The sequence below is a fragment of the Klebsiella sp. JN_Kp127 genome, assembly GCF_040062505.1.
Lineage (GTDB): Bacteria > Pseudomonadota > Gammaproteobacteria > Enterobacterales > Enterobacteriaceae > Klebsiella > Klebsiella quasipneumoniae.
Genome location: NZ_JBEAHS010000046.1, coordinates 1 through 24066, shown reverse-complemented (window position 1 = coordinate 24066; position 24066 = coordinate 1). Strand labels below are relative to the sequence as shown.

Genomic DNA, 24066 nt, shown 5'->3' with positions numbered 1-24066 from the left:
TTGCGCCTTCCCGGGTCCGGTTGCAAAATTGTATCAACAGCAACAAAGGAGGATCTCCCGTGAATAAATCTATGTTGGCGGGTATAGGGATAGGCGTGGCTGCCGCGCTGGGCGTTGCAGCTGTCGCTGGTCTCAACGTGTTAGATCGCGGCCCGCAGTATGCGCAAGTGGTCTCCAGTACACCGATTAAAGAAACCGTGAAAACGCCGCGCCAGGAATGCCGTAATGTCACCGTGACCCATCGTCGTCCGGTACAGGATGAAAACCGCATCGCCGGTTCCGTGCTGGGCGCGGTGGCGGGCGGGGTGATTGGCCACCAGTTCGGCGGCGGTCACGGACGCAGCGTGGCGACGGTGGTGGGCGCGCTGGGCGGCGGCTATGCCGGTAACCAGATCCAGGGCGCGATGCAGGATAACGACACCTACACCACCACGCAGCAGCGCTGCAAAACGGTGTATGACAAATCCGACAAAATGCTGGGCTACGATGTGACCTATAAGATAGGCGATCAGCAGGGGAAAATCCGTATGGATCACGATCCTGGCAGCCAGATCCCGCTGGACAACAACGGCCAGCTGGTCCTGAACAACAAAATCTAAAAACAGATTTGTGTAATGATTAGCCCCTCAATCGCTCAGGCTGAGGGGCTTTTTTTGTCAGAAAGTTAACGCGTAATTCAGACCGAAGGTACGGCCACGGCCTTTGTATTCATACAGCGACGAGCTGCCGTAGGTTGGGCTGTAGAGCAGCGGCGCGCGCTGGCCCCAGATGGTGACATAATCTTCGTTAAGCAGGTTTTCGATACTGAAGGTCAGTTTCCCCACCGGCAGCGCGTAACTGCCGATAAAATCGACGGTATTATAACCTTCCAGCTTGTTGCCGGCGGCGTCGCTGAGGTCAAACACCTGCTGGCTCTGCACGCGCAGGCTCCACGGATCCGGCGCCCAGCCTACCCAGGCGGTGGCTTTGGACGGCGAGGCGAGGGTGACGTCCCATTTTTGCCAGCGGCCATCGGTCTGCACCTGTGATTTCAGCACGTTGAAGTTGCCGCCGACGCTCCAGTCGCTGTCCGGAATAAAGTAATCGACCGCTCCCTCAACGCCGTAAATACGCCGCTTGTCGGACTGAACATCGATGGTCATGTCGGTACGGTTGACCACGATGGTCTTATCCGAAGTCGAGTAATACGCCGCCAGCTGGGTGCGCAGGTTATCGCCGGTGTAGCGCCAGCCCAGCTCATACGAGTTAACTTTGATCCCCTGCAGCGGCGAGTCATCGACGTTGACGCTGGAGAGCAGCGGCAGATGACCATTGACCGCGGCGCCGTATTTCCCGATGCCATAGTATTTACCCGGATCCGGCAGCTCAACGCCCTGCGAGAAGTTAAACCAGGTCTGTTGACGCTCGGTCAGATGGGCGACGATCCCGGCGTTAAACAGGAAGTTGTCATAATCGGTTTTGCCGCCTTTGATGGCGTCGGCGGAGCGCGCTTTGCCGTTGGCGATATCCTGTTGCTGGGCGTAGCCGACAAAGTCGTCAACCCGGTTTTCGGTCCACTGGTAGCGAACCCCGCCGCTAATGGTAAAGATATCGTTCAGATCGTAGCTTGACTGCAGGAACGGCGCGACGTTGGAGATGCTGTATCCCGGGTAGCGGCCGGTGGTGTAGATCGATTCGTTGTGCAGCCCACCGGAAGCCAGCGATTGTTGCAGATCGAAGAACATCTGATTGGCATTGAAGGTCTCATGATCGGCGTCGAGACCCCAGGTGAGATCCCAGCCCGCCAGCGGCTGACTGTTCAGGGTCAGCTTTGCCCCATACTGATCGGTATCCTGCTGCGACGAGGAGAAACTGCTGACCTGGCCTTTGCTGAGCGTCGGGAACGGATAGAAGGTGAGGGATTCATCGCGATAGTACACCTGGCTCACCAGATTCTGACCGAAGAAGTCGGCATCGGAGTACTGGAGGCTGATCAGATGGCGCTCGGTGCCGGGGATACGATCGGAATTGAGCCCATCGGTGGTGTACGCTTTGCCGCCGCTGGTCACCGCGGACATATTCTTCCCGAGCCACAGGCCATAGTCATCATCGCCCTGGCTTTTATAATACTGGGTGACCAGCTGCAGCTGGCGGTTGTCGTCGATCTCGATCGTCCCCGTTCCCATGACGTCCAGACGGTCGGAGTGCTGGAGCCCCGTTTGGGTGTTATCGAGGAGCAGCGCATCGTTGTTGCCGTCGTACCAGCCGCCGAAACGCTGATAGGCTACCGATAAACGCCCGGACGCGTGGTCTGTCCCGCCGCTGACGGCCGCCGCGACGCGCTCATCATGATCGTTGCTGTTGGCAAACCCGCTCTTGCTGCCCACCTCAAGATCGACCTGCCGATCCTGCTGCCCTTTTTTGGTGACGATGTTGATAAGTCCGCCGGTACTGCCGCCGCCGTACAGTGAGGTCGCCCCGGAGATCACTTCGATATGTTCGATGTTGAACGGATCGATGGCGTCGAGCTGGCGACTGTCGGTGCGTGAGGAGTTGAGCCGGACGCCGTCGATCAGCACGACGATGGCGCGCCCGCGCATGTTCATCCCGTAATTGGTGCGCCCCTGGCTGCTGACATCGATGCCCGGGATCAGCTGAGCCAGCACGTCTTTGAACTCTTTCCCGCCCTGGACCTGCTGCTCAATCTCCTGGCCCTCAATGACCCAGGTGGTTTGGGCCATCTCGGCCACGGTGCGGTGGGTGCGGTTCGCGCTAACGATGATGCTGTCTTCATCAGATTGAGCCGCCAGCGCAGGCAGCGCGCTGGCCAGCAGCAGAGGGTGGAGCACCCAGAGGCGCTTTTTCATATCCATTCCTTTTATTAGCAAGTTGCTTTGTCGTTGTTATGGGCCGGCGTCGGCCGGTATTCGTTACAATGGGAAACATCTGGAAAAACTCAAAAAAGGATTTTGCACATAATGAATATCGCAATCAATATCATTTGCGTTTATCTTGCGCGAGAAAAGGTAATAAAAATCAATCTATTTTGTGGGGGTAAAGCGAAACGGCGGGCGGTTCCGGCGGCAGAATACCGCCGGAAGCGGGGCGCATCAGGACTCGAGGACCAGCGGCCAGAGACGGAGAGTGGTGTCAGTGATTTGCATCAGTTTGTCGAAATCGGCGCCTTCCCGTGCGCTGATGGACATCCCCTGCAGGACACAGTTGAGAAACTGCGCGAGCTGCGCCACGTCGCGGCCCGCGGGCAGTTCGCCCTGCGCTTGCCGCTGCTGCAGAAACTGGGTTAGCGCCTGCTCCTGCATCGCATGGCGGGATTTGATGGTGTTGGCGATATCCGTCGAGGAGGCAGCCAGCGCGGCGGAGGTATTGATGATAAAGCAGCCGGCCGGCGTCTCTTTGCTGGTAAAGCAGGTGGCGACCGCGGTGAAGTAGTCGCGCAACGCCCGATCGACGGTTTTTCCCTCAGCAAACAGCACGGCTTCGTGCTTCGCGGCAAAGCGCGAAATGTAACGATCCAATACTGCGCGGAACAGTCCTTCTTTATTCACAAATTCCGCATACAGGGTGGGGGCTTTTGCTCCTGTCGCCTCGACCAGATCGGCGAGCGAGGTCGCCTCATAGCCGTGCTGCCAGAAGAGTGTCATGGCTTTGTCCAGCGCCGCATCCCTGTCGAACACCTTCGGTCGGCCACGGCTTTTTTTGGCGCAACTTTGAACGTCAGTTGTCATGATGCCGTTGTACCTATGTTGGTTTGGTGAATGGCCATTATAAAAATAAACGATCGCCGGGGCCAGCGCTGTTGGTTCAAAAATAAATAATTCATATGCGTATGAAAATTAAGCATTTTATAAATAGTTAAACGATCGTTATAAAAATGCGTTGACGTGTGACTTAGATCACATTATTATTTACCTATCGATCGTTAAGTTAATGCTTACGACCCTACTATAAAATTCATCTGCATAGGTATAATAATCATGAAAACCGTTAATACTCTGGCTATTGCCGCCGTGCTTAGCTCCCTCTCTTTCGCCAGCTTTGCCGCTGTTGAGGTGCAGTCCACCCCAGCCGGCCAGCATAAAGTGGGCACCATCTCTGCGTCCGCAGGGACTAACCTGGGGTCGCTGGAAGACCAGCTGGCGCAGAAAGCGGATGAAATGGGCGCCACCTCATACCGTATTACTTCGGTAACCGGTCCGAATACTCTTCACGGTACCGCGGTTATCTACAAGTAAACCCGATGCGTCGCTGCCCGGCCCCCTTCACCGGTCAGCGATGAGTAAGACCCTGTTGTACCCCTGTTTGACCCTTGCCAACAAAAAACCCGCCGTCAGGCGGGTTTTTTGTTTTCTGCAGCGTGAGGTTACAGCGACTGCGGACCAGGGTCGGCATGACGGGTAACGTCAATGGGCATGCCCGAGCGGTAATTCATCGCGCGCTCCATTACCGTGCCGTCGGTCTGCGGCGCCTGTTTGAACGCCTTCATGGCCGCGTTAAGCGTAATAGGCAGGGTCTGCGGGTCGTCATCGATATGCTCAGACAGCGGCTGGTGGATTTCGACCAGACGGCGGCCGTCCGGCTCCACCGACGCCTTAATCGGCGTGTTGATAATATTCACCTTCGTGCCCGGCGAGATCGCGTTGTACAGCGCCTTGATATCGTTGTCGCGCAGACGAATACAGCCGGAGCTGACGCGCATGCCGATGCCGAAATCGGCATTGGTGCCGTGCAGGAGATAGACTCCGCCATAGGCGGCAAGGCGGATAGCGTGATGGCCCATCGGGTTGTCAGGACCGGCAGGCACCACCGCCGGCAGCTCAATCCCCATCGCTTTGTAGCGCGCGCGAATGTTAGCGGTTGGCGTCCAGGTCGGATTAGCCCGCTTGTCGGACACGGTGGTGACCATCGTCGGTGTGATGGTGGTTCCGCCCAGTTGGCCGATGCCGATCGGGTAGACGGTCACTTCATTCTTGCCCGGCGGGTAATAGTAGAGGCGCAGTTCGGCAAGGTTGATCACCAGCCCTTCGCGCGGCGCATCGGGCAGCAGCGTCTGCAGGGGGATAGTCAGCACGCTGCCGGCGCGCGGAACATAGGGGTCTACCCCGGGATTGGCCTGCAGCAGGGCCAGAAAGCCGACATTGTACTTTTTGGCAATCGCCTCCAGCGAACCGCCGTTATCCTGCACCACATGGAACTGATTCTGCCCCACCAGCCGGCTGCCCGGCGGGGGAAGGGGCCAGGTGTTAGCGCGCGCAGGCAGCGCCAGAGCGGCAACCAGCGCGACCAGCGCCAGCGCCAGGGGGAAACGGTTTCTCATTACCATAACTCCAAAATATATAACTGGTTATTTTTATATGAAAAAGGAGATGAGATTATGGCGTGAGTCTGTGTGGGGAAATCCAGGCGGATTGCAAAATGTTTGTAAAGATTGCCAGATATGTGAAAAGGGAGATACGGCGTACCGGCCGTATCTCCCTGCGATCAGGCGACGGCGTTCTCTTCCAGCTGGCGCATGAACTGGCGAACCCAATCCATCCGCGTCTTACGCTCCTCGAGATCCTGCATGAACTTCAGGCGCGTCGGCCCGTCCAGGCGGAAGTGCTGCGGCTGCTTCTGCAGCAGGCCGATCAACCACACCGGATTGACGTTGTTTTTCTCGTTAAATTCGATCACGCCGCCTTTTTCATTGCTCTCCAGCTTACGGATCCCCAGCTTCTGCGCCTGCTGACGCAGACGGGCGATATCCAGCAGATTGCGCGCGGCGTCGGGCAGGCGGCCAAAACGATCGATCAGCTCGACTTTGATCTCCTCCAGATCCTGTTCGTTTTTGGCGCTGGCAATGCGCTTATAGAACGACAGACGAGTATTGACGTCGGGGATGAAATCATCAGGCAGCAGGGAAGGCATGCGCAGTTCGACTTCTGTCTGCTGGCTGGTGAGATCTTCCAGCGACGGCTCGCGCCCGGCTTTCAGGGCATCTACCGCATTCTCCAGCAGCTCCATATACAGGGAGAAGCCGATGGTCTCCATCTGACCGCTCTGATCTTCGCCCAGCAGCTCCCCGGCGCCGCGGATCTCCAGATCGTGGGTCGCCAGCGCAAAGCCGGCGCCAAGATCTTCCAGCGAGGCAATGGCTTCGAGGCGCTTTTGCGCATCGGTGGTCATCGCCTTCGGATGCGGCGTCAGCAGCCAGGCATAGGCCTGGTGATGGGAGCGGCCAACGCGGCCGCGCAGCTGGTGCAGCTGGGCGAGGCCAAAGTGGTCGGCGCGTTCGATAATGATGGTGTTGGCGGTGGGAATGTCGATCCCGGTTTCGATGATGGTGGTGCACACCAGCACATTGAAGCGCTGGTGATGGAAGTCATTCATCACCCGCTCCAGCTCGCGCTCCCGCATCTGACCGTGGCCGATGGCGATCCGCGCCTCAGGCACCAGCTCCGCCAGCTTGTCGGCGGCTTTCTGGATGTTCTCGACGTCATTAAACAGGTAGTAAACCTGGCCGCCGCGCAGCGTTTCACGCAGGATCGCCTCGCGCACGACCAGCGCATCGTATTCGCGAACGAAGGTCTTTACCGCCAGGCGGCGCGCCGGCGGCGTGGCGATGATCGACAGATCCCGCATCCCGCTCATCGCCATGTTCAGCGTTCGCGGGATCGGCGTGGCGGTGAGGGTCAGGATATCGACATCGGCGCGCATCGCTTTGATGCGCTCTTTATGCCGCACGCCAAACCGGTGCTCTTCGTCGACGATCAGCAGCCCCAGATCGCGCAGCTTCACCTCGCTCTGCAGCAGCTTATGGGTGCCGATCAAGATATCGATTTTGCCTTCCGCGGCCTGCTCGAGGATCTGCGCCTGCTCTTTAGCGCTGCGGAAGCGGGAGAGCATTTCGATGCGTACCGGCCAGTTGGCGAAACGATCGCGGAAGTTGTCATAGTGCTGCTGAGCCAGCAGGGTGGTCGGTACCAGTACCGCCACCTGTTTGTGGTTCTCCACGGCGAGGAAGGCGGCGCGCATGGCCACTTCGGTCTTGCCGAAGCCCACATCGCCACACACCAGGCGGTCCATGGCTAGCGGCTGGCACATATCGCTGAGGACGGCGTTGATCGCCTGCGCCTGATCCGGCGTGGTTTCAAACGGGAAACCGTCGCAGAACAGCTGATACTGTTCGCGGTCGTGTTTAAAGGCAAACCCGGCTTTCGCCGCGCGCTGGGCGTAGATATCCAGCAGTTCGGCCGCTACGTCGCGTACCTTCTCGGCCGCTTTTTGCCGCGCCCGGGTCCAGGCATCGCCGCCCAGCTTGTGCAGGGGCGCGTTCTCTTCCGCTCCGCCGGCGTAGCGACTGATAAGATGCAGCGAGGAGACCGGAACGTATAATTTGGCATCGTTGGCGTAGGTCAGCATCAGGTATTCGCCGGTGATGCCGCCCGCCTCCAGGGTGGTCATCCCCGCATAGCGGCCCACGCCGTGTTCCAGGTGAACGACCGGCTGGCCGATATGCAGTTCGGCAAGGTTGCGAATTAGCGTGTCAGGGTTAATGGTGCGACGGGAATCCTGACGACGGCGCGCTACGCGCTCGCCGAGCAGGTCGCTCTCGCAAATCAGCGCCAGGCCGCGCTGACTGTCGATAAACCCGTGCTCGGCGGCGCCAATCATCAGATAGCGCCCGTTGCCGGTGGCTTCCTCCAGGCGCAGCAGGTGTTTCGGCGCAATTTTGATCCGCGCCAGCATTTCGCTCAGCGCTTCCCGGCGACCCTCGCTTTCAACGGAGAAAATCACCGGACCGGCAAACGCGTCGAGGAAGCGGCGCAGATTATCCAGCGGCGCTTTGTTTTGCGCCTGGACGGCGAGGTCCGGCAGCGTCTGGTAGCCCAGGTTGGTATTCGCTGCTTTTTCGGCCAGGCGCTCGGTTTTCAGCTGAACGCGCGGCCATTTTTTCAGTTCGCTGAACAGCTCATCGCTGCGCAGCCACAGCAGTTCCGGCGGCAGGAGCGGGCGCATCGGATCGACGCCGCGGTTTTCAAAGCGGGCGCGGGCTTCATTCTGGAAACGCTCCGCGCTGGCCTCGAGATCGCCGGTGTTGACGATCAGCGTGCTGGCCGGGAAATAGCTAAATAACGGCGGCAGCGGCTCGCTGAAGAACAGCGGCTGCCAGTATTCGATACCGGCAGGCAGCGTCCCTTTACTGACCTGCTGATAGATATGCTCGGCGTCGCGCTTCACCTCAAAGCGGTCGCGCCACTGACTGCGGAACAGCTCGATGGCGGTCTGGTCGGTGGGGAATTCGTGCGCCGGCAGCAGGTTAATGGCCGCCACTTCCTCCAGCGTGCGCTGGCTGTCGACGTCGAACAGGCGCAGGCTGTCGATTTCATCGTCAAAGAAATCGAGGCGGTAGGGCTGGTCGCTGCCCATCGGGAACAGGTCGAGCAGCGCGCCGCGGGTGGCGTATTCGCCATGCTCCATCACCTGATCGACATGGCGGTAGCCGGCCCCCTCGAGCTGATCGCGCAGCGCATCGCGCGACAGGCGCTGACCCTTTTTCATCACCAGCGCGTGGCCGTGAAGGAAGCTGTGCGGACAGACGCGCTGCATCAGCGTGCTGACCGGGACGATCAGCACGCCGCGCTGCATAGTGGGTAACTGGTAAAGGGTGGCAAGACGGGAGGAGATGATGTCCTGATGCGGCGAGAAGCTGTCGTAAGGGAGCGTTTCCCAGTCCGCCAGCCCCATCACCAGGCTGTCGGTGAACTGCCTGATCTCGTCGTTCAGACGCAGCGCGTTTTGCATGTCAGGCGCCACCAGCACCACCGGGCCCTTGTGGCGTTCGGCCATCTCCGCCACCAGGGTGGCGCAGGCTGCGCCGGTCAACTCGCCAAGCTGGCGCTGGTCACCGGCTTTCACCGGCAATGAGTATCGATATTGTTCAGGCATAGACGGTTTCATGGTCTCTTAGGGATTCGCTCTGCCGATATGGAGGGCAACTCGCTGATATTCAATAGTGAGATTATCCGCGATTGGTCTGGATTCGCCAACCCGAATTGCCATCGCGTGTTGAGTGAAGAAAGGTCAGCGCTGTCGATAAGCGTAAAGATTAATAAGTAAGTACTTATCTATCCGTTTGTATTTGCTTGATTTTTAGGATTATTGCTAATAAAGTCGTCAGGTATCAGTCATTTACGCTGCCCCTAATCGCTTATATACTCGGGAATCGGCTATCAGCAACCAGATGGATGACATGTACCAACCTGCCGCACTCTTTATCGGCCTGCGCTATATGCGCGGGCGCGCAGCCGACCGCTTCGGTCGTTTCGTCTCCTGGCTTTCCACCATCGGTATTACCCTCGGCGTCATGGCGCTGGTGACGGTCCTGTCGGTGATGAACGGCTTTGAACGCGAACTGCAAAACAACATCCTGGGGCTGATGCCCCAGGCCATTCTTAGCGCCAAACAGGGTTCGGTGAATCCCCAACAGCTGCCGGAGCGCGAGGCGAAACTCCAGGGCGTCACCCGCGTGGCGCCGATCACCACCGGCGACGTGGTGCTGCAGAGCGCGCGCAGCGTGGCGGTTGGCGTGATGCTGGGCATCGACCCGGCGCAGAACGATCCCCTGACACCGTACCTGGTGAACGTCAAACAGAGCGATCTGCAGGCGGGCAAATATAACGTGATTCTCGGCGAGCAGCTGGCGGGCCAGCTGGGGGTGAATCGCGGCGATAAAATTCGCGTGATGGTCCCCTCCGCCAGCCAGTTTACGCCGATGGGGCGCGTGCCGAGCCAGCGTCTGTTTACAGTCATCGGCACCTTCGCCGCCAACAGCGAAGTCGATGGTTATCAGATGCTGACCAACATCGACGATGCTTCCCGTTTAATGCGCTACCCGCTGGGGAATATCACCGGCTGGCGCCTGTGGCTGGATAAACCACTGCAAGTAGATACCCTCAGCCAGCAGACGCTGCCGTCGGGCACCCAGTGGCAGGACTGGCGCGAGCGCAAGGGCGAACTGTTCCAGGCAGTGCGTATGGAGAAAAATATGATGGGCCTGCTGCTCAGCCTGATCGTCGCCGTCGCGGCCTTCAATATTATTACCTCGCTGGGGATGATGGTGATGGAGAAGCAGGGCGAAGTGGCGATCCTGCAGACCCAGGGGCTGACGCCGCGACAGATTATGGCCGTCTTTATGGTGCAGGGCGCCAGCGCCGGGATCGTCGGCGCGCTGCTGGGAGCCGTGCTTGGCGCGCTGCTGGCCAGCCAGTTGAATAATTTAATGCCGATCATCGGCGCCTTCCTTGACGGCGCGGCGCTGCCGGTGGCGATTGAGCCGCTGCAGGTCGTCGTGATCGCCCTGGTGGCGATGGCGCTGGCATTGTTGTCTACGTTGTACCCTTCCTGGCGCGCTGCCGCCACTCAACCCGCTGAGGCTTTACGTTATGAATAAAATCCTGCTGCAATGCGACAACCTGTGCAAACGCTATCAGGAAGGCAATGTGCAAACCGATGTCCTGCACAATGTCAGCTTCAGCATTGATGAAGGCGAGATGATGGCCATCGTCGGCACCTCCGGCTCCGGCAAAAGTACCCTGCTGCATCTGCTGGGCGGCCTCGATACGCCCACCTCTGGCGACGTGATTTTCTCCGGCCAGCCGATGAGCAAGCTCTCTACCGCCGCGCGCGCCGACCTGCGCAACCGCGAGCTGGGCTTTATCTATCAGTTCCACCATCTGCTGCCGGACTTTAGCGCGCTGGAAAACGTGGCGATGCCGCTGCTGATTGGCAAAAAGAAGCCGGCGGACATTGAACGTCAGGCGAAAGCGATGCTGCATGCGGTCGGGCTTGAACACCGCAGCCATCACCGTCCGTCGGAGCTCTCCGGCGGCGAACGCCAGCGGGTGGCGATTGCCCGCGCGCTGGTGAACAAACCGCGGCTGGTATTGGCGGATGAGCCGACCGGTAACCTCGACGCCCGCAACGCGGACAGCATCTTCCAGCTGCTGGGCGAACTGAACCTCGCGCAGCGCACCGCGTTTCTGGTGGTGACCCACGACCTGCAGCTGGCGAAGCGGATGAGCCGCCAGCTGGAGATGCGCGATGGCCGCCTGACCGCCGACCTGACCCTGATGGGGGCCGAGTAATGGCCTCTCCGTTATCGTTATTAATTGCATTGCGTTTCAGCCGCGGCCGGCGGCGCGGCGGCATGGTGTCGCTGATCTCGGTGATCTCCACCATCGGTATTGCGCTGGGGGTGGCGGTGCTGATCGTCGGTCTCAGCGCGATGAACGGCTTTGAGCGCGAGCTGAACCACCGCGTGCTGGCGGTGGTGCCGCACGGTGAAATCGAACCCGTGAACCAGCCGTGGAATAACTGGCAGGAGGCGCTGGCGAAGGTGCAGAAGGTGAAGGGGATTGTCGCGGCGGCGCCCTATATTAACTTCACCGGCCTGGTGGAGAGCGGCAGCAATATGCGCGCCATCCAGGTGAAAGGGGTCGACCCGCAGCAGGAAACCCGGCTCAGCGCGCTGCCCACCTTTGTGCAGAATAACGCGTGGGCCGGCTTCAAGGCCGGCGAACAGCAGGTGATTCTGGGTAAAGGCGTCGCCGATGCCCTGCACGTGAAGCAGGGGGACTGGGTGTCGATCATGATCCCTAACGCCGACGCCGACCATCAACTGCTGCAGCCGAAACGCGTCAGGCTGCATGTGACCGGTATTTTACAGCTGAGCGGCCAGCTCGATCATAGTTTTGCCATGATCCCGATGCAGGATGCGCAGCAGTACCTGGAGATGGGCGGCAGCGTGACCGGCATCGCCATCAAGGTCACCGACGTTTTCCATGCTAACAAGCTGGTGCGCGACGCCGGCGAGGTGACCAACAGCTACGTCTACATCAAGAGCTGGATTGGCACCTACGGCTATATGTATCGCGATATCCAGATGATCCGCGCCATTATGTACCTGGCGATGGTGCTGGTGATCGGCGTGGCCTGCTTCAACATCGTCTCGACGCTGGTGATGGCGGTCAAAGACAAAAGCGGCGATATTGCGGTGCTGCGCACGCTTGGCGCAAAAGACGGCTTAATTCGCGCGATTTTCGTGTGGTATGGTTTATTAGCCGGATCGGTAGGCAGCCTGTTCGGGGTGGTGATCGGCGTGATCTGCGCGTTGAATCTGACGTCAATCATCAACGGCATCGAATACCTGATTGGGCATAAATTCCTCTCCGGCGACATCTATTTTATTGACTTCCTGCCGTCTGAACTGCACTGGCTGGACGTCTTTTATGTGCTGGTGACAGCACTGTTGCTGAGTTTGCTGGCCAGCTGGTATCCCGCCCGCCGCGCCAGCCGTATCGACCCGGCGAGGGTGCTGAGTGGCCAGTAATTTATCGTCATCGTCGGCCTGGCTGACGACACAAGAGGAATTGCTGAAATGTACTATGGATTTGACATTGGCGGCAGCAAGATAGCGCTGGGCGTATTTAATCAGGAGCGGCGGCTGCAGTGGGAAAAACGCGTCGCCACGCCGAAAAGCAGTTATGAGGATTTTCTCCAGGCGGTGGAGGCGCTGGTCCGCGAGGCCGATGCGCGCTTCGACCGGCAGGGGACGGTTGGGATCGGTATCCCGGGAATGCCGGAAACGGCGGACGGCACGCTGTATGCCGCTAACGTGCCTGCCGCCAGCGGCCGGCCGCTGCGCGCCGACCTCAGCGCGCGGCTGGGGCGCGATGTGCGCCTCGATAATGACGCCAATTGCTTCGCGCTGTCGGAAGCGTGGGACGATGAGTTTACGCAATACCCGCTGGTGATGGGGCTGATCCTCGGCACCGGCGTGGGCGGCGGCCTGGTGTTGAACGGTAAATCGATTACCGGACATAGCTATATCACCGGCGAGTTTGGTCATATTCGTCTGCCGGTGGATGCCCTGGAGGTGGTCGGGCGTGATTTTCCGCTGCTTCGCTGCGGCTGCGGCCAGCTGGGCTGCATTGAAAATTATCTCTCCGGCCGCGGTTTCGCCTGGCTGTATGAACATTTTTATCAGCAACCGCTTACCTCGCCGGAGATTGTGGCGCAGTGGCAGCAGCACGATCCGCGCGCCCTGGCGCATGTAGATCGCTATCTCGATCTGCTGGCGGTGTGTCTGGGAAATATACTGACCATTGTCGACCCGGATTTGCTGGTGCTCGGCGGTGGATTATCTAACTTTACGGCCATTAGCGAAGGGCTGGCGCAGCGATTGCCGCGCCATCTTCTGCCGGTCGCCAGTGTGCCGCGCATTGAGCGCGCGCGCCACGGCGATGCCGGGGGAATGCGCGGTGCGGCCTTCCTTCATCTGAGCCATTAACCACAGAGGTAGCTATGCAGTCGCGCCGTTTACATCGATTGAGCCGTTTTCGTCGCAATAAACGTCAGTTGCGTGACCGTCTGCGTCAGCGGATTTTCTTTAGGGAGGACAGGATGAAGCCTGAAGCGATGGCCAAACCGAGAGTGGTGGTGTTAACCGGCGCGGGCATATCGGCGGAGTCGGGGATCAAAACTTTCCGCGCGGCCGATGGCCTGTGGGAAGAGCATCGGGTGGAAGATGTGGCGACGCCGGAAGGCTTCGCCCGCGACCCGGCGCTGGTGCAGGCGTTCTACAACGCCCGCCGTCGTCAGCTGCAGAGTCCGGAGATCGCGCCGAACGCGGCGCATCTGGCGCTGGCGCGTCTGGAGGATCTGCTGGGCGACCATTTTCTGCTGGTCACCCAGAATATCGATAATCTGCATGAACGCGCCGGCAACCGCCGGGTGATCCATATGCACGGCGAGCTGCTGAAGGTGCGCTGTTCGTGGAGCGGCCAGGTGCTGGAGTGGTCCGGGGACGTCACCGCAGAGGACAAATGCCACTGCTGCCAGTTCCCGGCGGCGCTGCGTCCGCACGTGGTCTGGTTTGGCGAAATGCCGCTGGGGATGGACGAAATCTACAGCGCGCTGGCCGAAGCGGATATCTTTATCGCCATCGGCACCTCCGGCCACGTCTATCCGGCGGCCGGCTTTGTGCACGAGGCGCGACTGCACGGCGCCCATACCGTTGAACTGAACCTCGAGCCCAGCCAGGTGGGCAGCGAGTTTGCCGAAAAGCACTACGGGCTGGCAAGCGAAGTGGTACCCGCCTTTATCGATAAGCTGCTGCAGGAAAACGCGCTGTAAACTGAATCAGCCTGCCGGGGGCCAGGGCGACGCCCACCGCTTCCGGCAGCGCTGTTGACAAGGATGTCACGTCATGACAGGAGTCAGACCATGCATCATCCCCTGGTCATTGCATCGATCGCCTTGATCGCGGCCATTATCATTGGCGTCTGGAGCCAGCGTGCGCTACCTGAATACGCCGATAGCCGACCGATCCTCTTCCTGCTGTGCCTGTTGATCGGCACCGGCAGCGCGTTGTGCCTGCTGCTGGATGGCTTAGCCCTGCTGTTTACCGGTCAGGTCGCGACGGGCGGTGTGCGGGTATACGGCCCCATGCTGCTGCTGGTGGTGCTGTGGAAACCCCTCAACGGGATCTTCGGCATCATTGAAGATTTTGTGCAACGGCGAGCCGAAAAAGGGAAGGACAAAGGCCAGCGCGACGGCGGGCGACGCTGATCCGCTTTCCTCTGAGGCGCGCATCACTTACTCCAGGCTATCGTCAGTCCCCCGGCGGTCGCTCTGGCGATATCGCCCGGACCGGCGCCGGGCAATGCCCTTCATCATATCATTCTCGGCTTCTCCTTTCTGAGCGATTACCCGCGATAATTTTGTGCGTGACCGCTGATTTCCGTGCGTTTTTTTGTGCAGACCGGCAAATGTAGACCAGATTCAATAGGCGTCCGCACGTTCGCGCCGCGACCCTGTTCCCCCGCCCGGAAGTCTGTAAAGGAGACCCCGCCATGCCGTCACCGATGATTTATCAGGATCTCACTACCACCGCGCTGCTCAGCCATGCGGCGCAATACCACAGCGAGACGGAGATCGTCTCGGTGGGCGCCGGCGGTGAGAAGGAGCACAGCAGCTGGGGGGAAGTGGCCAGCCGCGCTCAGCGGCTGGCATCGGCGCTGGCGTCGCTGGGGCTGCCGCCGGGCGCCCGCTGCGCCACCCTCGCATGGAACAATCGCCGCCACCTGGAGATCTATTTTGCCGTCGCCTCCGGCGGCTGGGTGACGCACACCGTCAATCCGCGGCTGTCGGTTGACCATCTGCGGTATATCCTCAACGACGCTGCCGACGAGGTGCTGTTCTTTGACCAGACCTTTTTGCCGCTGGTGGCGCAGCTCCTGCCGCAGCTGCCGACGGTGAAACACGTCGTGCTGATGGCGCCCCGCAGCGAAGCGGCGCTCAGCCAGCTGCCCTCATTGCTGTTTTTTGACGAACTGTTGCAGCAGGGGATGGCAGACTATCGCTGGCCGCCGCTCAATGAACTGACGCCGGCCTCGCTCTGCTACACCTCGGGGACCACCGGCCGACCGAAAGGGGTGTTGAATACCCATCGTTCGCTGGTCCTGCATGCCCTGAGCGGCAATCAGCCGGACGCCGCCGGGATCTCGGCCAGGGATAGCCTGTTGCCGGTGGTGCCGATGTTCCATGTCAACGCGTGGGGGACGCCGTTTATCGCCGCCATGGTCGGCGCGCGGCTGGTGCTACCGGGGCCGCACCTCGATGGCGACAGCCTGCTGCAGCTGCTGGCCGCCGAGAAGGTGACGGTGGCGTTCGGCGTGCCGGTGATCTGGGCCGGTCTGTTGGCGGCGATGCGACGGTCGGACATGCGGCTGCCTGATTTTAAACGCGCGTTTGTCGGGGGCTCCGCGCTGCCGCCGTCGATGATGGAGGCCTTTCAGCACGATTACGGCATTACGCTGATCCACGCCTGGGGAATGACCGAAACATCGCCCATCGGCACCATTAACACGCTGTTGAGCAAACATGACGCACTCCCGGCGCCGAAGCAGCAAAAACAGCGTACCGGTCAGGGGCGGCCTATTTTTGGCATCGAGCTACAGGTGGTGGATGTCGAGGGGGACCCACTGCCGATGGACGGCCAAAGTCAGGGATATCTGCAGGTCAGAGGGCACTGGGTGGTGGAGCAGTACTATGGTCAGGACGAAAGCGCCCTGACCGCGGCAGGCTGGTTTGATACCGGCGATATCGGTACGCTCGACGCCAATGGTTATCTGGTGATCAGCGATCGGGCAAAGGATATCATCAAGTCCGGCGGCGAGTGGATCTCCACCGTTGAGCTGGAGAATATCGCCATCGCGCATCAGGCGGTGCGCAGCGCGGCGGCCATCGCCGCCCGCCACCCGCGCTGGGACGAGCGGCCGGTGCTGCTGTGCGTTCGCGTGGAAGGGGGCGAAGTGGAAGAGAGCGATCTGCTGGCCTGGTTTGAGAAACGGGTGCCCAAATGGCAGATCCCGGACCGGGTGATATTTGTCGATGCGCTACCGGTCAGCGCCACGGGCAAGGTGCTCAAGAATCAGCTGCGCCAGGCCTATGGAGAGATTTTAATGAGTGAGGGAAAATGAGCCACGCGCGACCCGGTCTGACGACCTGCTCTCAGTATGACGCAGCGCTGCACGCCTTGTCGGCGGCGCGCCAGCGCTGGGCGGAGACCTCAGTGAATCGTCGTCTGGCGCTCCTGCGCCAGATCAAGGATGCCCTGGCTTCAATTGCTCCTGCGTGGGTGGAGGCGGCGGCGAGGGCCAAAGGACTACCGCCAGGCGATCCGCTGACGGGCGAAGAGTGGCTGGCAGGCCCCTGCGCGCTGATGGTCGGCTGCAACGGGCTTATCGCCACCCTGGAGCAGCTGGAGGAGAAAACCTTCCTCCGGCGGATCCCGCTGCGGACGCTGGCGGACGGCCGCCTGGCGCTGCGGGTGGTGCCCGGCACGCTCTGGGATCGACTGTTGCTGTCTGGTGTTCGCGCTGAAATTTGGATGCAGCCGGGGGTCACCCGGGCCAATCTCGATCGCTGCGCGGCAGCCGCATACGATATCCCGCCGGCCGCGCGACAGGGCAAGCTGGCGCTGGTGCTCGGCGCCGGGAATGTGGCCGCTATCGCGCCGCTGGACGTATTACACAAACTATTTATTGAAAATCAGGTCTGCCTGCTGAAGCTCAACCCGGTGAATGATTATCTGCACGATCTGCTGGCTCAGGCTCTGGCGCCGCTGATCGCCATGGATGCGCTCCGCATCGTCACCGGCGACGCCCCGGCGGGGGCGTGGCTGACCACCCATCCCGCTGTCGATGAGATCCATATCACCGGCTCGCGGGAGAGCCATGACGCTATCGTCTGGGGCGATGGTGAGGCGGCTCGCCAGCGTCGGGCCGCCGGGACGCCGCTGAACCCGCGACGGGTGACCTCGGAGCTGGGCGGCGTCAGCCCTACCATTATCGTCCCCGGTCCGTGGAGCGAGGCGGATATCGCTTTTCAGGCGCAGCAGCTGGCGACGCAGAAGATGAACAATGGCGGGTTTAACTGCGTGGCCAGCCAGGTGCTGATCCTGCAGCAAGGCTGGGAGCCGGCGTCGGCCCTGCTTAGTCAGCTGTACCGGCTGATCGCCGCCAATACCCGTCCGGACTATTACCCCGGCGCGGAAAACCGGCTGACTGACTTTCGCCTGCGCGCCCGTCAGCCGCTGGAGATAGCCCGCGGCGACGCGCTGCCGTTGATTGTGGCGAACACCGAGGATGATCCGGACTTCTGCCAGCAGGAGGTCTTTGGCCCGGGGCTGTCGATCACCCGCCTTGAGGCCGACAGCGCGGAAAGCTTTTTGCGCCAGGCGATCGGCTATGCCAATCAGCGGCTGCAGGGCACGCTGGGGGCCAATATTGTGATCCACCCGCGCACCCGCAAGGCGATTGGGCGTAAGCGTTTTAACGCGCTGATCGCCGAGCTGCGCTATGGCACGGTGGCGATCAACTGCTGGAGCGGGGTGGCCTTCCTGTTAGCTCCCTGCCCGTGGGGGGCGTTTCCCGGCCACAGGCTCGACGATATTCAGAGCGGGCAGGGCAAGGTGCATAACAGCTTTATGCTGGAGAAAACCGAGCGCACGGTGATTGAGGCGCCGTTTCGGCCGTTTCCGCGCAGTCTGTGGCATGGCGAACTGACGCTGATGCCCCTGCCGCCCTGGTTTATTACTCACCGGGGGCAGGAAGCGGTGGCGCAGCGGCTGGTGGATTTTTACCATCGGCCGCGCTGGCGCAAGCTGCCGGCGATCCTCTGGCGCGCCCTGAGGGGCTAAAGTGAGAGCAAAAAAAGGGCGGAACCGCGGTTCCGCCCGGCGGGATTAGCGGCCCGCTTTCAGCTTCTGGTAATACTCTTCATAAATAGCGCTGGCGCTGCCGACGTCATTTTGCCATTCGCCTTTCTCGATGGTGGCGGCGTCCGGATAGAGCGATTTATCGTTGGCCACGGCCGGGCTGAGCATTTTGCGCGCCGCCAGGTTTGGCGTGGGGTAGCCGATGGTTTCCGCGACCTGTTTGGCGACATCCGGGCGTAGCAGGAAGTTAATCAGCTTCAGCGCGCCGTCGACATTTTTCGCATTTGCCGGGATCGACAGGCTGTCCATCCAGAAGATGCCGCCTTCTTTCGGCCAGATCACTTCCAGCGGCGTACCGGCCTGGCGGGCGACGTAAGCCGAACCGTTCCATACCATGCCGAGGTTCACTTCGCCTTCCATATACGGGTTCGCCGGGTTATCGGAGTTAAACGCCGCGACGTTGGGCATCAGTTTTTTCAGCTCGTTATAGGCGGCTTCAATCTCTTTCGGGTCGGTCGTGTTGCCGGAATAGCCCAGCTTACGCAGCGCTATCTGGAACACTTCGCGCGCGTCGTCGGTCAGCAGCAGGCTGCTTTTGTATTCCGGCTTCCACAGGTCGGCCCAGCTGGTGACGGTTTTCGGATCGATAGCGTCGCTGTTGACGCCGATGGCCGTCGCCCCCCAGATGTAGGGGATGGAGTAGTCGTTATTCGGGTCGAACGGTTTGTTCAGCATCTGCGGATCGAGGTTGCTGAAGTTAGTCAGCTTGCTTTTATCGATCTTCTGCAGCATGCCTTCTTTACGCATCTTGTCGACGAAGTAGGTCGACGGGACGACCAGGTCGTACGCCCCGTCTTTATAGGTCTTGAGCTTGGCGTACATGGTTTCGTTCGACTCGTAGGTCGAGTAGATAACCTTGATGCCGGTCTCTTTGGTGAACTGCTCCAGCAGGCCCGGCGGCACATATTCGGTCCAGTTGTAGAAGTAGAGCGTTTTGCTGTCGTCCGCGTGGGCGGCGCTCATGCCGATTGCCAGAGCGCCCGCCGCGAGCAGGTGGCGTGACCATTTTTTCATTTTAACGTCCCCTGAGTTTTATCACGTGCAATTAACTGACTGGCGATGACCATCACCAGCGACAGAACCAACAGTATCGTTGCCAGAGCGTTCACCTCTGGCGAAACGCCGACCTTGACCATCGAATAGATCTTCAGCGGCAGGATTTCATACCCCGGACCGGTGACGAACGAGGAGACCACCACGTCATCCATCGACAGCGTGAAGCTCAGCAGCCACCCGGCCGCCACCGCCGGCAGGGCCAGCGGCAGGATAATTTTGCGCAGGATGGTCATCTCGCTGGCGCCCAGATCTTTCGCCGCCTCCAGCATCCGCACATCGAAGCCTTTCAGCCGGGAGTAAACGGTGACCACCACAAACGGCAGGCAAAAGGTGATATGCGAAAACAGCAGCGACCAGAAGCCAAGCTGGACGCCAATCAGCATAAACAGCACCAGCAGGGAGATGGCCATGACAATATCGGGCGACATCATCACCACAAACAGCATGCCGCTAACGAACGGTTTGCCGCGAAAACGGTAGCGGTACAGCGCCACGGCGGTTAGCGAGCCGATAAGGGTGGCGAAGGTCGCCGACAGCACCGCCATGGTCAGCGAGTGCTGGGCGGCCTGCAGCAGGCTATCGTTGTTCATCAGAAGACTATACCAGTCGGTGGTGAACCCCTGCCAGTTGATGCCGAAACGCGACCGGTTAAACGAGTTAACGATCAGAATAATAATAGGGATGTAGAGATACGCGTAGATGGCGGTCATAAAGCCGCCGCGCAGCAGTCGACCGATCATTCCAGCTCCACCTTTTTATTCAGCAGGCGCGCCGCGCGCCAGTAAATCAACAGCATCAGGCCCATCACCAGGGTTAAGGTAATGCTGGTTGCCGCGCCGAACGGCCAGTCGCGAATATTGAGGAACTGGCTCTTGATCACATTGCCGATCAGCAGGTTCTTGGCGCCGCCCATCAGGTCGGAAACGTAGAACAGCCCCATCGCCGGCAACATGACCAGCAGGCAGCCGGCGATGATCCCCGGCATGGTCAGCGGAATGATGATGCGGATAAACGTCTGCAGCTTGCTGGCGCCGAGATCTTTCGCCGCTTCCAGCAGCGGGCGGTCCAGTTTCTCAATGCTGGAGTAGAGCGGCATCACCATAAACGGCAGCAGGATGTACACCAGGCCGATAATCACCGCCGACGGGGTGAACATAATGCGTATCGGCGTGTCGATCACTCCCAGCCACAGGAGAAACTCGTTCAGGTAGCCTTTGGTGCTGAGGAAAATCTTCAGCCCGTAGATGCGGATCAACGAGTTGGTCCAGAAGGGAACGATCAGCAGGAACAGCAGAAGGGGCCGCACCTTCTGCGGCAGCCGGGCAAGGAACCACGCAAACGGGTAGCCCAGCGCCAGGCAGGCGAGGGTCGCCAGCAGCGCCATGTTCAGCGAATGCAGCAGCACGTCGTAATAGAGCGGATCCAGCAGCCGCGAGTAGTTGTCCAGCGTGAAGACCAGCTTGACGAAGTTAGCGTCGTCGCGGGTCAGGAAGCTGGTGGCGATGATCATCAGGTTGGGCAGAAAGACAAACAGCACCAGCCAACCGACGATGGTGGCGATCACCACATTCTGGAATTTACTGGTGTTCTTCATCGGCCAGCACCACCTCCCAGCTCTCCACCCAATTGATAGACATTTTCTGGTCAAGAGAGTGGTCGAAATCCGGGTCGTCTTCGTTAAAGAATTCGCTGACCATCACCATTTTGCCGTTTTCCAGCTCCACCACCGACTCGAGGGTCATGCCCTTATAGTTGCGCTCGCGCACATAGCCGATCAGGCCGTCGGCGTCGCTGTTGTGGTGGATCTCATCGACGCGCAGATCTTCCGGGCGCAGCAGGACATGCAGACGCTGGCCGGCCTCCACCGCAAAATTGACGGTGATGTTGCATTCACGCCCTTCCACGCTGGCCCGCACGCGCTGTTCGTCGAGGCGTTCAATGACCGTGGCGTCGAAGATATTGATCTCGCCGATAAAGCTGGCGACGAACAGGTTTTTTGGCTCTTCGTAGATCTCGCGCGGGGTGCCGTCCTGTTCGATTTTGCCATCACGCATCACCACGATGCGATCGGACATGGTCAGGGCCTCTTCCTGGTCGTGAGTGACGAAGACGAAGGTGATGCCGAGCTTACGCTGCAGCGCTTTCAGTTCGTTCTGCATCTGCTTGCGCAGCTTGTAATCCAGCGCCGAAAGGGACTCATCGAGCAGCAGCAGGCGCGGTTTGTTGACCACCGCGCGGGCGATGGCCACGCGCTGCTGCTGGCCGCCGGAGAGCTGGTGCGGTTTGCGCTGGGCAAACGTCTCCAGCTGCACCATCTTTAAGGCATCCATCACCCGCGGAGTGATTTCCGCCGCCGGGGTTTTCTGCATGCGCAGGCCGAAGGCGACGTTCTCGAACACCGTCATATGCGGAAACAGGGCGTAGCTTTGGAATACGGTATTAACGTGGCGGTTTTCCGCCGGAACATGAGTGATATCGTGATCTTCGAGATGGATCCGTCCGCTGTCGACGTTTTCCAGGCCGGCGATAAGGCGCAGAACGGTGGTTTTACCGCAGCCAGAGGGGCCAAGCAGGGTGAGAAACTCACCATTGTTGATGGTCAGGTTAAGGTTATCGATGACCGTTTTACCATCAAAGCTTTTGCGAATTCCCGCCAGTTGCACCAGCGGCGAACGCGAACGCGGTTGTATATTCAATTTTTGACTCTGTCCCATGTAGACGCAACGGAAACTTCCGACCGCTGCGGGGTTTGTGATTAACCACCTTTGGGGTTGCACGTTTTTAATAAGGGCCAGCATTCTACGGCAAACGAGGGTAATCGCCAATCCTTGATACGCCTGCATAGTCTACCTTTACACCATAACGTCGGTTCCGTTATTAAATTTCGCTTTACGGGCTAAGAATGACCTGACGCAATATTTGTCTTTTCTGGCTTATCAATAATGTTGTCACAAAAGAAGAGGGTGGCTACATGGATAAATTGCTTGAGCGTTTTTTGCAGTACGTTTCTTTGGACACGCAGTCGAAGCCTGGCGTTCGTCAGGTCCCCAGCACGGAAGGGCAGTGGAAGCTGTTACGCCTGTTGCAGGCGCAGCTGGAAGAAATGGGACTGGTCAAGGTAACGCTGAGTGAAAAAGGGACGGTAATGGGAACCCTGCCCGCCAACGTCGAGGGCGATATCCCGGCCATCGGCTTTATCTCTCACGTCGACACCTCCCCGGATTTCAGCGGCAAAAACGTTAACCCGCAGATTGTCGAAAACTATCGCGGCGGCGATATTGCGCTGGGTATCGGCGATGAGGTGCTCTCCCCGGTGATGTTCCCGGTTCTGCATCAGCTTTTGGGGCAGACGCTGATCACCACCGACGGAAAAACGCTGCTGGGGGCGGACGACAAGGCCGGCATCGCCGAGATCATGACCGCGCTGGCGACCCTGCAGGCGAAAAATATCCCCCACGGCGATATCCGCGTGGCCTTCACCCCCGATGAAGAGGTCGGAAAAGGGGCGAAACATTTCGACGTCGAGGCCTTTGACGCCCGCTGGGCCTATACCGTTGACGGCGGCGGGGTCGGCGAACTGGAGTTTGAAAACTTCAATGCCGCCTCGGTGACCATTAAGATCGTCGGCAACAACGTGCACCCCGGCACCGCGAAAGGGGTGATGGTCAACGCGCTGTCGCTGGCCGCGCGGATTCATGCCGAAGTGCCGGCCGACGAGGCGCCGGAGACCACCGAAGGCTATGAAGGCTTTTATCATCTCACCAGCATCAAAGGCAGCGTCGATCGGGCCGAGATGCACTACATCATCCGCGATTTTGACCGTAAGCACTTCGAGGCGCGCAAGCGCAAGATGATGGAGATCGCCAAAAAGGTGGGCAAGGGGCTGCACCCGGACTGCTATATCGAGCTGGTGATCGAGGACAGTTATTACAACATGCATGAGCAGGTGATCGCCCATCCGCATGTGGTCGATATTGCCCGCCAGGCCATGGTGGACTGCGATATCGAACCGCAGATGAAGCCGATCCGCGGCGGTACCGACGGGGCGCAGCTCTCGTTTATGGGACTGCCATGCCCGAACCTGTTTACCGGCGGCTACAACTATCATGGCAAACATGAGTTTGTCACCCTGGAAGGGATGGAGAAAGCGGTGCAGGTGATCGTGCGTATCGCCGAGCTGACGGCGGCACGAAAAGGGCATTAATCTTCTCAGGCAGCCCGGTAGGGCCGCGTGTCGGACAAGACGCCGGATGGCGGCTAACGCCTTATCCGGCCTACGGTCCAACCGGTGACTGCGGAACCCGTAGGCCCGGCAAGCGCAGCGCCGCCGGGCAGCCAACAGCAGAGCGGATACTCGTTTTTATGCCGGATGGCGGCTAACGCCTTATCCGGCCTACGGTCCAACCGGTGGCCGCGGAACCCGTAGGCCCGGCAAGCGCAGCGCCGCCGGGCGGTCAACAGCAGAGCGGGTACTCGTCTTTATGCCGGATGGCGGCTAACGCCTTATCCGGCCTACGGTCCAACCGGTGGCCGCGGAACCCGTAGGCCCGGCAAGCGCAGCGCCGCCGGGCGGTCAACAGCAAAGCGGGTACTCGTCTTTATGCCGGATGGCGGCTAACGCCTTATCCGGCCTACAGTCCAACCGGTGGCCGCGGAACCCGTAGGCCCGGCAAGCGCAGCGCCGCCGGGCG

At 59.9% G+C, this 24066-nt stretch carries 22 protein-coding genes; 13 read left to right on the top strand and 9 right to left on the bottom strand.

What is annotated here, in order from left to right:
• Positions 1-59: 59 nt before the first annotated feature.
• Entirely contained in the window at positions 60-599 is a 540-nt protein-coding gene (locus tag ABLV04_RS17600; RefSeq protein ID WP_002900781.1) for a glycine zipper 2TM domain-containing protein, read from the top strand.
• 57 nt (positions 600-656) lie between these two features.
• On the opposite strand, the gene ABLV04_RS17595 is transcribed toward ABLV04_RS17600, so the two are convergent.
• Positions 657-2846, bottom strand: coding sequence for a TonB-dependent siderophore receptor (locus ABLV04_RS17595; RefSeq protein WP_048297236.1), 2190 nt, complete (start codon positions 2844-2846; stop codon positions 657-659).
• Between the two features lie 68 nt (positions 2847-2914).
• Here ABLV04_RS17595 and ABLV04_RS17590 point away from each other — a divergent pair, with 68 nt between their 5' ends.
• Positions 2915-3037 carry a hypothetical protein gene (locus ABLV04_RS17590; protein WP_180265724.1) on the top strand — a complete coding sequence of 41 codons (123 nt, stop codon included), beginning with the start codon at positions 2915-2917 and terminating at the stop codon, positions 3035-3037.
• 52 nt (positions 3038-3089) lie between these two features.
• Here the strand turns inward: ABLV04_RS17590 and ABLV04_RS17585 are convergent, their stop codons facing one another.
• Both ABLV04_RS17585 and ABLV04_RS17580 read right to left on the bottom strand, forming a co-directional pair.
• Positions 3090-3725, bottom strand: coding sequence for a TetR/AcrR family transcriptional regulator (locus ABLV04_RS17585; protein ID WP_023289148.1), 636 nt, complete (start codon positions 3723-3725; stop codon positions 3090-3092).
• A complete protein-coding gene (locus ABLV04_RS17580) occupies positions 3722-3841 on the bottom strand; it encodes a hypothetical protein (RefSeq protein ID WP_044522093.1) in 120 nt (39 codons plus the stop codon). Before ABLV04_RS17580 ends, ABLV04_RS17585 begins: the two co-directional genes overlap by 4 nt.
• 133 nt (positions 3842-3974) lie before the next feature.
• Between ABLV04_RS17580 and bhsA the strand changes: the two genes are divergently transcribed.
• Positions 3975-4232: a multiple stress resistance protein BhsA gene (gene bhsA / locus ABLV04_RS17575; protein ID WP_002900788.1), complete on the top strand. Its 258-nt coding sequence runs from the start codon at positions 3975-3977 to the stop codon at positions 4230-4232.
• A gap of 128 nt (positions 4233-4360) precedes the next feature.
• Here bhsA and ABLV04_RS17570 read toward each other — a convergent pair whose 3' ends face one another.
• Positions 4361-5314 carry a L,D-transpeptidase family protein gene (locus tag ABLV04_RS17570; protein ID WP_023289149.1) on the bottom strand — a complete coding sequence of 318 codons (954 nt, stop codon included), beginning with the start codon at positions 5312-5314 and terminating at the stop codon, positions 4361-4363.
• Between the two features lie 164 nt (positions 5315-5478).
• A complete protein-coding gene (mfd, locus tag ABLV04_RS17565) occupies positions 5479-8925 on the bottom strand; it encodes a transcription-repair coupling factor (protein ID WP_032452446.1) in 3447 nt (1148 codons plus the stop codon).
• A 39-nt stretch (positions 8926-8964) separates the two neighbouring features.
• On the opposite strand from mfd, the gene ABLV04_RS17560 reads away from it, so the two are divergent.
• The 9 genes from ABLV04_RS17560 (at position 8965) to ABLV04_RS17520 (ending at position 18241) form a co-directional block, all read left to right on the top strand.
• A complete protein-coding gene (locus ABLV04_RS17560) occupies positions 8965-9096 on the top strand; it encodes a hypothetical protein (RefSeq protein WP_032428740.1) in 132 nt (43 codons plus the stop codon).
• 133 nt (positions 9097-9229) lie between these two features.
• Positions 9230-10429, top strand: a complete 1200-nt coding sequence (lolC, locus tag ABLV04_RS17555) for a lipoprotein-releasing ABC transporter permease subunit LolC (RefSeq protein ID WP_023289151.1) — start codon at positions 9230-9232, stop codon at positions 10427-10429.
• Positions 10422-11123, top strand: a complete 702-nt coding sequence (gene lolD, locus ABLV04_RS17550) for a lipoprotein-releasing ABC transporter ATP-binding protein LolD (RefSeq protein ID WP_032452447.1) — start codon at positions 10422-10424, stop codon at positions 11121-11123. Before lolC ends, lolD begins: the two co-directional genes overlap by 8 nt.
• Entirely contained in the window at positions 11123-12367 is a 1245-nt protein-coding gene (lolE, locus tag ABLV04_RS17545; RefSeq protein WP_023289152.1) for a lipoprotein-releasing ABC transporter permease subunit LolE, read from the top strand. Before lolD ends, lolE begins: the two co-directional genes overlap by 1 nt.
• A 48-nt stretch (positions 12368-12415) precedes the next feature.
• Positions 12416-13327: an N-acetylglucosamine kinase gene (gene nagK, locus ABLV04_RS17540; RefSeq protein WP_130953049.1), complete on the top strand. Its 912-nt coding sequence runs from the start codon at positions 12416-12418 to the stop codon at positions 13325-13327.
• A gap of 14 nt (positions 13328-13341) precedes the next feature.
• Positions 13342-14172, top strand: coding sequence for a Sir2 family NAD+-dependent deacetylase (gene cobB, locus ABLV04_RS17535; RefSeq protein WP_130953050.1), 831 nt, complete (start codon positions 13342-13344; stop codon positions 14170-14172).
• 90 nt (positions 14173-14262) lie between these two features.
• Positions 14263-14607 (top strand): hypothetical protein, encoded by a 345-nt coding sequence (locus tag ABLV04_RS17530; RefSeq protein ID WP_064154815.1) that lies wholly within the window; start codon positions 14263-14265, stop codon positions 14605-14607.
• A 284-nt stretch (positions 14608-14891) separates the two neighbouring features.
• A complete protein-coding gene (locus ABLV04_RS17525) occupies positions 14892-16520 on the top strand; it encodes a long-chain fatty acid--CoA ligase (RefSeq protein ID WP_130953051.1) in 1629 nt (542 codons plus the stop codon).
• Complete coding sequence (locus tag ABLV04_RS17520) at positions 16517-18241, top strand: aldehyde dehydrogenase family protein (RefSeq protein WP_152842606.1); 1725 nt, start codon at positions 16517-16519, stop codon at positions 18239-18241. The genes ABLV04_RS17525 and ABLV04_RS17520 overlap by 4 nt, the downstream gene beginning before the upstream one ends.
• 45 nt (positions 18242-18286) lie before the next feature.
• Here ABLV04_RS17520 and potD read toward each other — a convergent pair whose 3' ends face one another.
• The 4 genes from potD to potA are packed head-to-tail and all read right to left on the bottom strand — an operon-like array spanning position 18287 to position 22089.
• The gene (gene potD / locus ABLV04_RS17515) at positions 18287-19333 is read right to left on the bottom strand and encodes a spermidine/putrescine ABC transporter substrate-binding protein PotD (RefSeq protein WP_023289157.1); all 1047 of its coding nucleotides are present in this window, start codon (positions 19331-19333) and stop codon (positions 18287-18289) included.
• Positions 19330-20115 (bottom strand): spermidine/putrescine ABC transporter permease PotC, encoded by a 786-nt coding sequence (gene potC, locus ABLV04_RS17510; RefSeq protein ID WP_004150813.1) that lies wholly within the window; start codon positions 20113-20115, stop codon positions 19330-19332. The genes potD and potC overlap by 4 nt, the downstream gene beginning before the upstream one ends.
• Entirely contained in the window at positions 20112-20969 is an 858-nt protein-coding gene (gene potB / locus ABLV04_RS17505; RefSeq protein WP_004150812.1) for a spermidine/putrescine ABC transporter permease PotB, read from the bottom strand. Before potB ends, potC begins: the two co-directional genes overlap by 4 nt.
• On the bottom strand, positions 20953-22089 hold the full coding sequence (gene potA, locus ABLV04_RS17500; RefSeq protein ID WP_032452454.1) for a spermidine/putrescine ABC transporter ATP-binding protein PotA: 1137 nt from the start codon (positions 22087-22089) through the stop codon (positions 20953-20955). Before potA ends, potB begins: the two co-directional genes overlap by 17 nt.
• A 257-nt stretch (positions 22090-22346) precedes the next feature.
• Between potA and pepT the strand changes: the two genes are divergently transcribed.
• Positions 22347-23579, top strand: coding sequence for a peptidase T (gene pepT / locus ABLV04_RS17495; RefSeq protein WP_023289160.1), 1233 nt, complete (start codon positions 22347-22349; stop codon positions 23577-23579).
• The last annotated feature ends 487 nt before the right edge of the window (positions 23580-24066 follow it).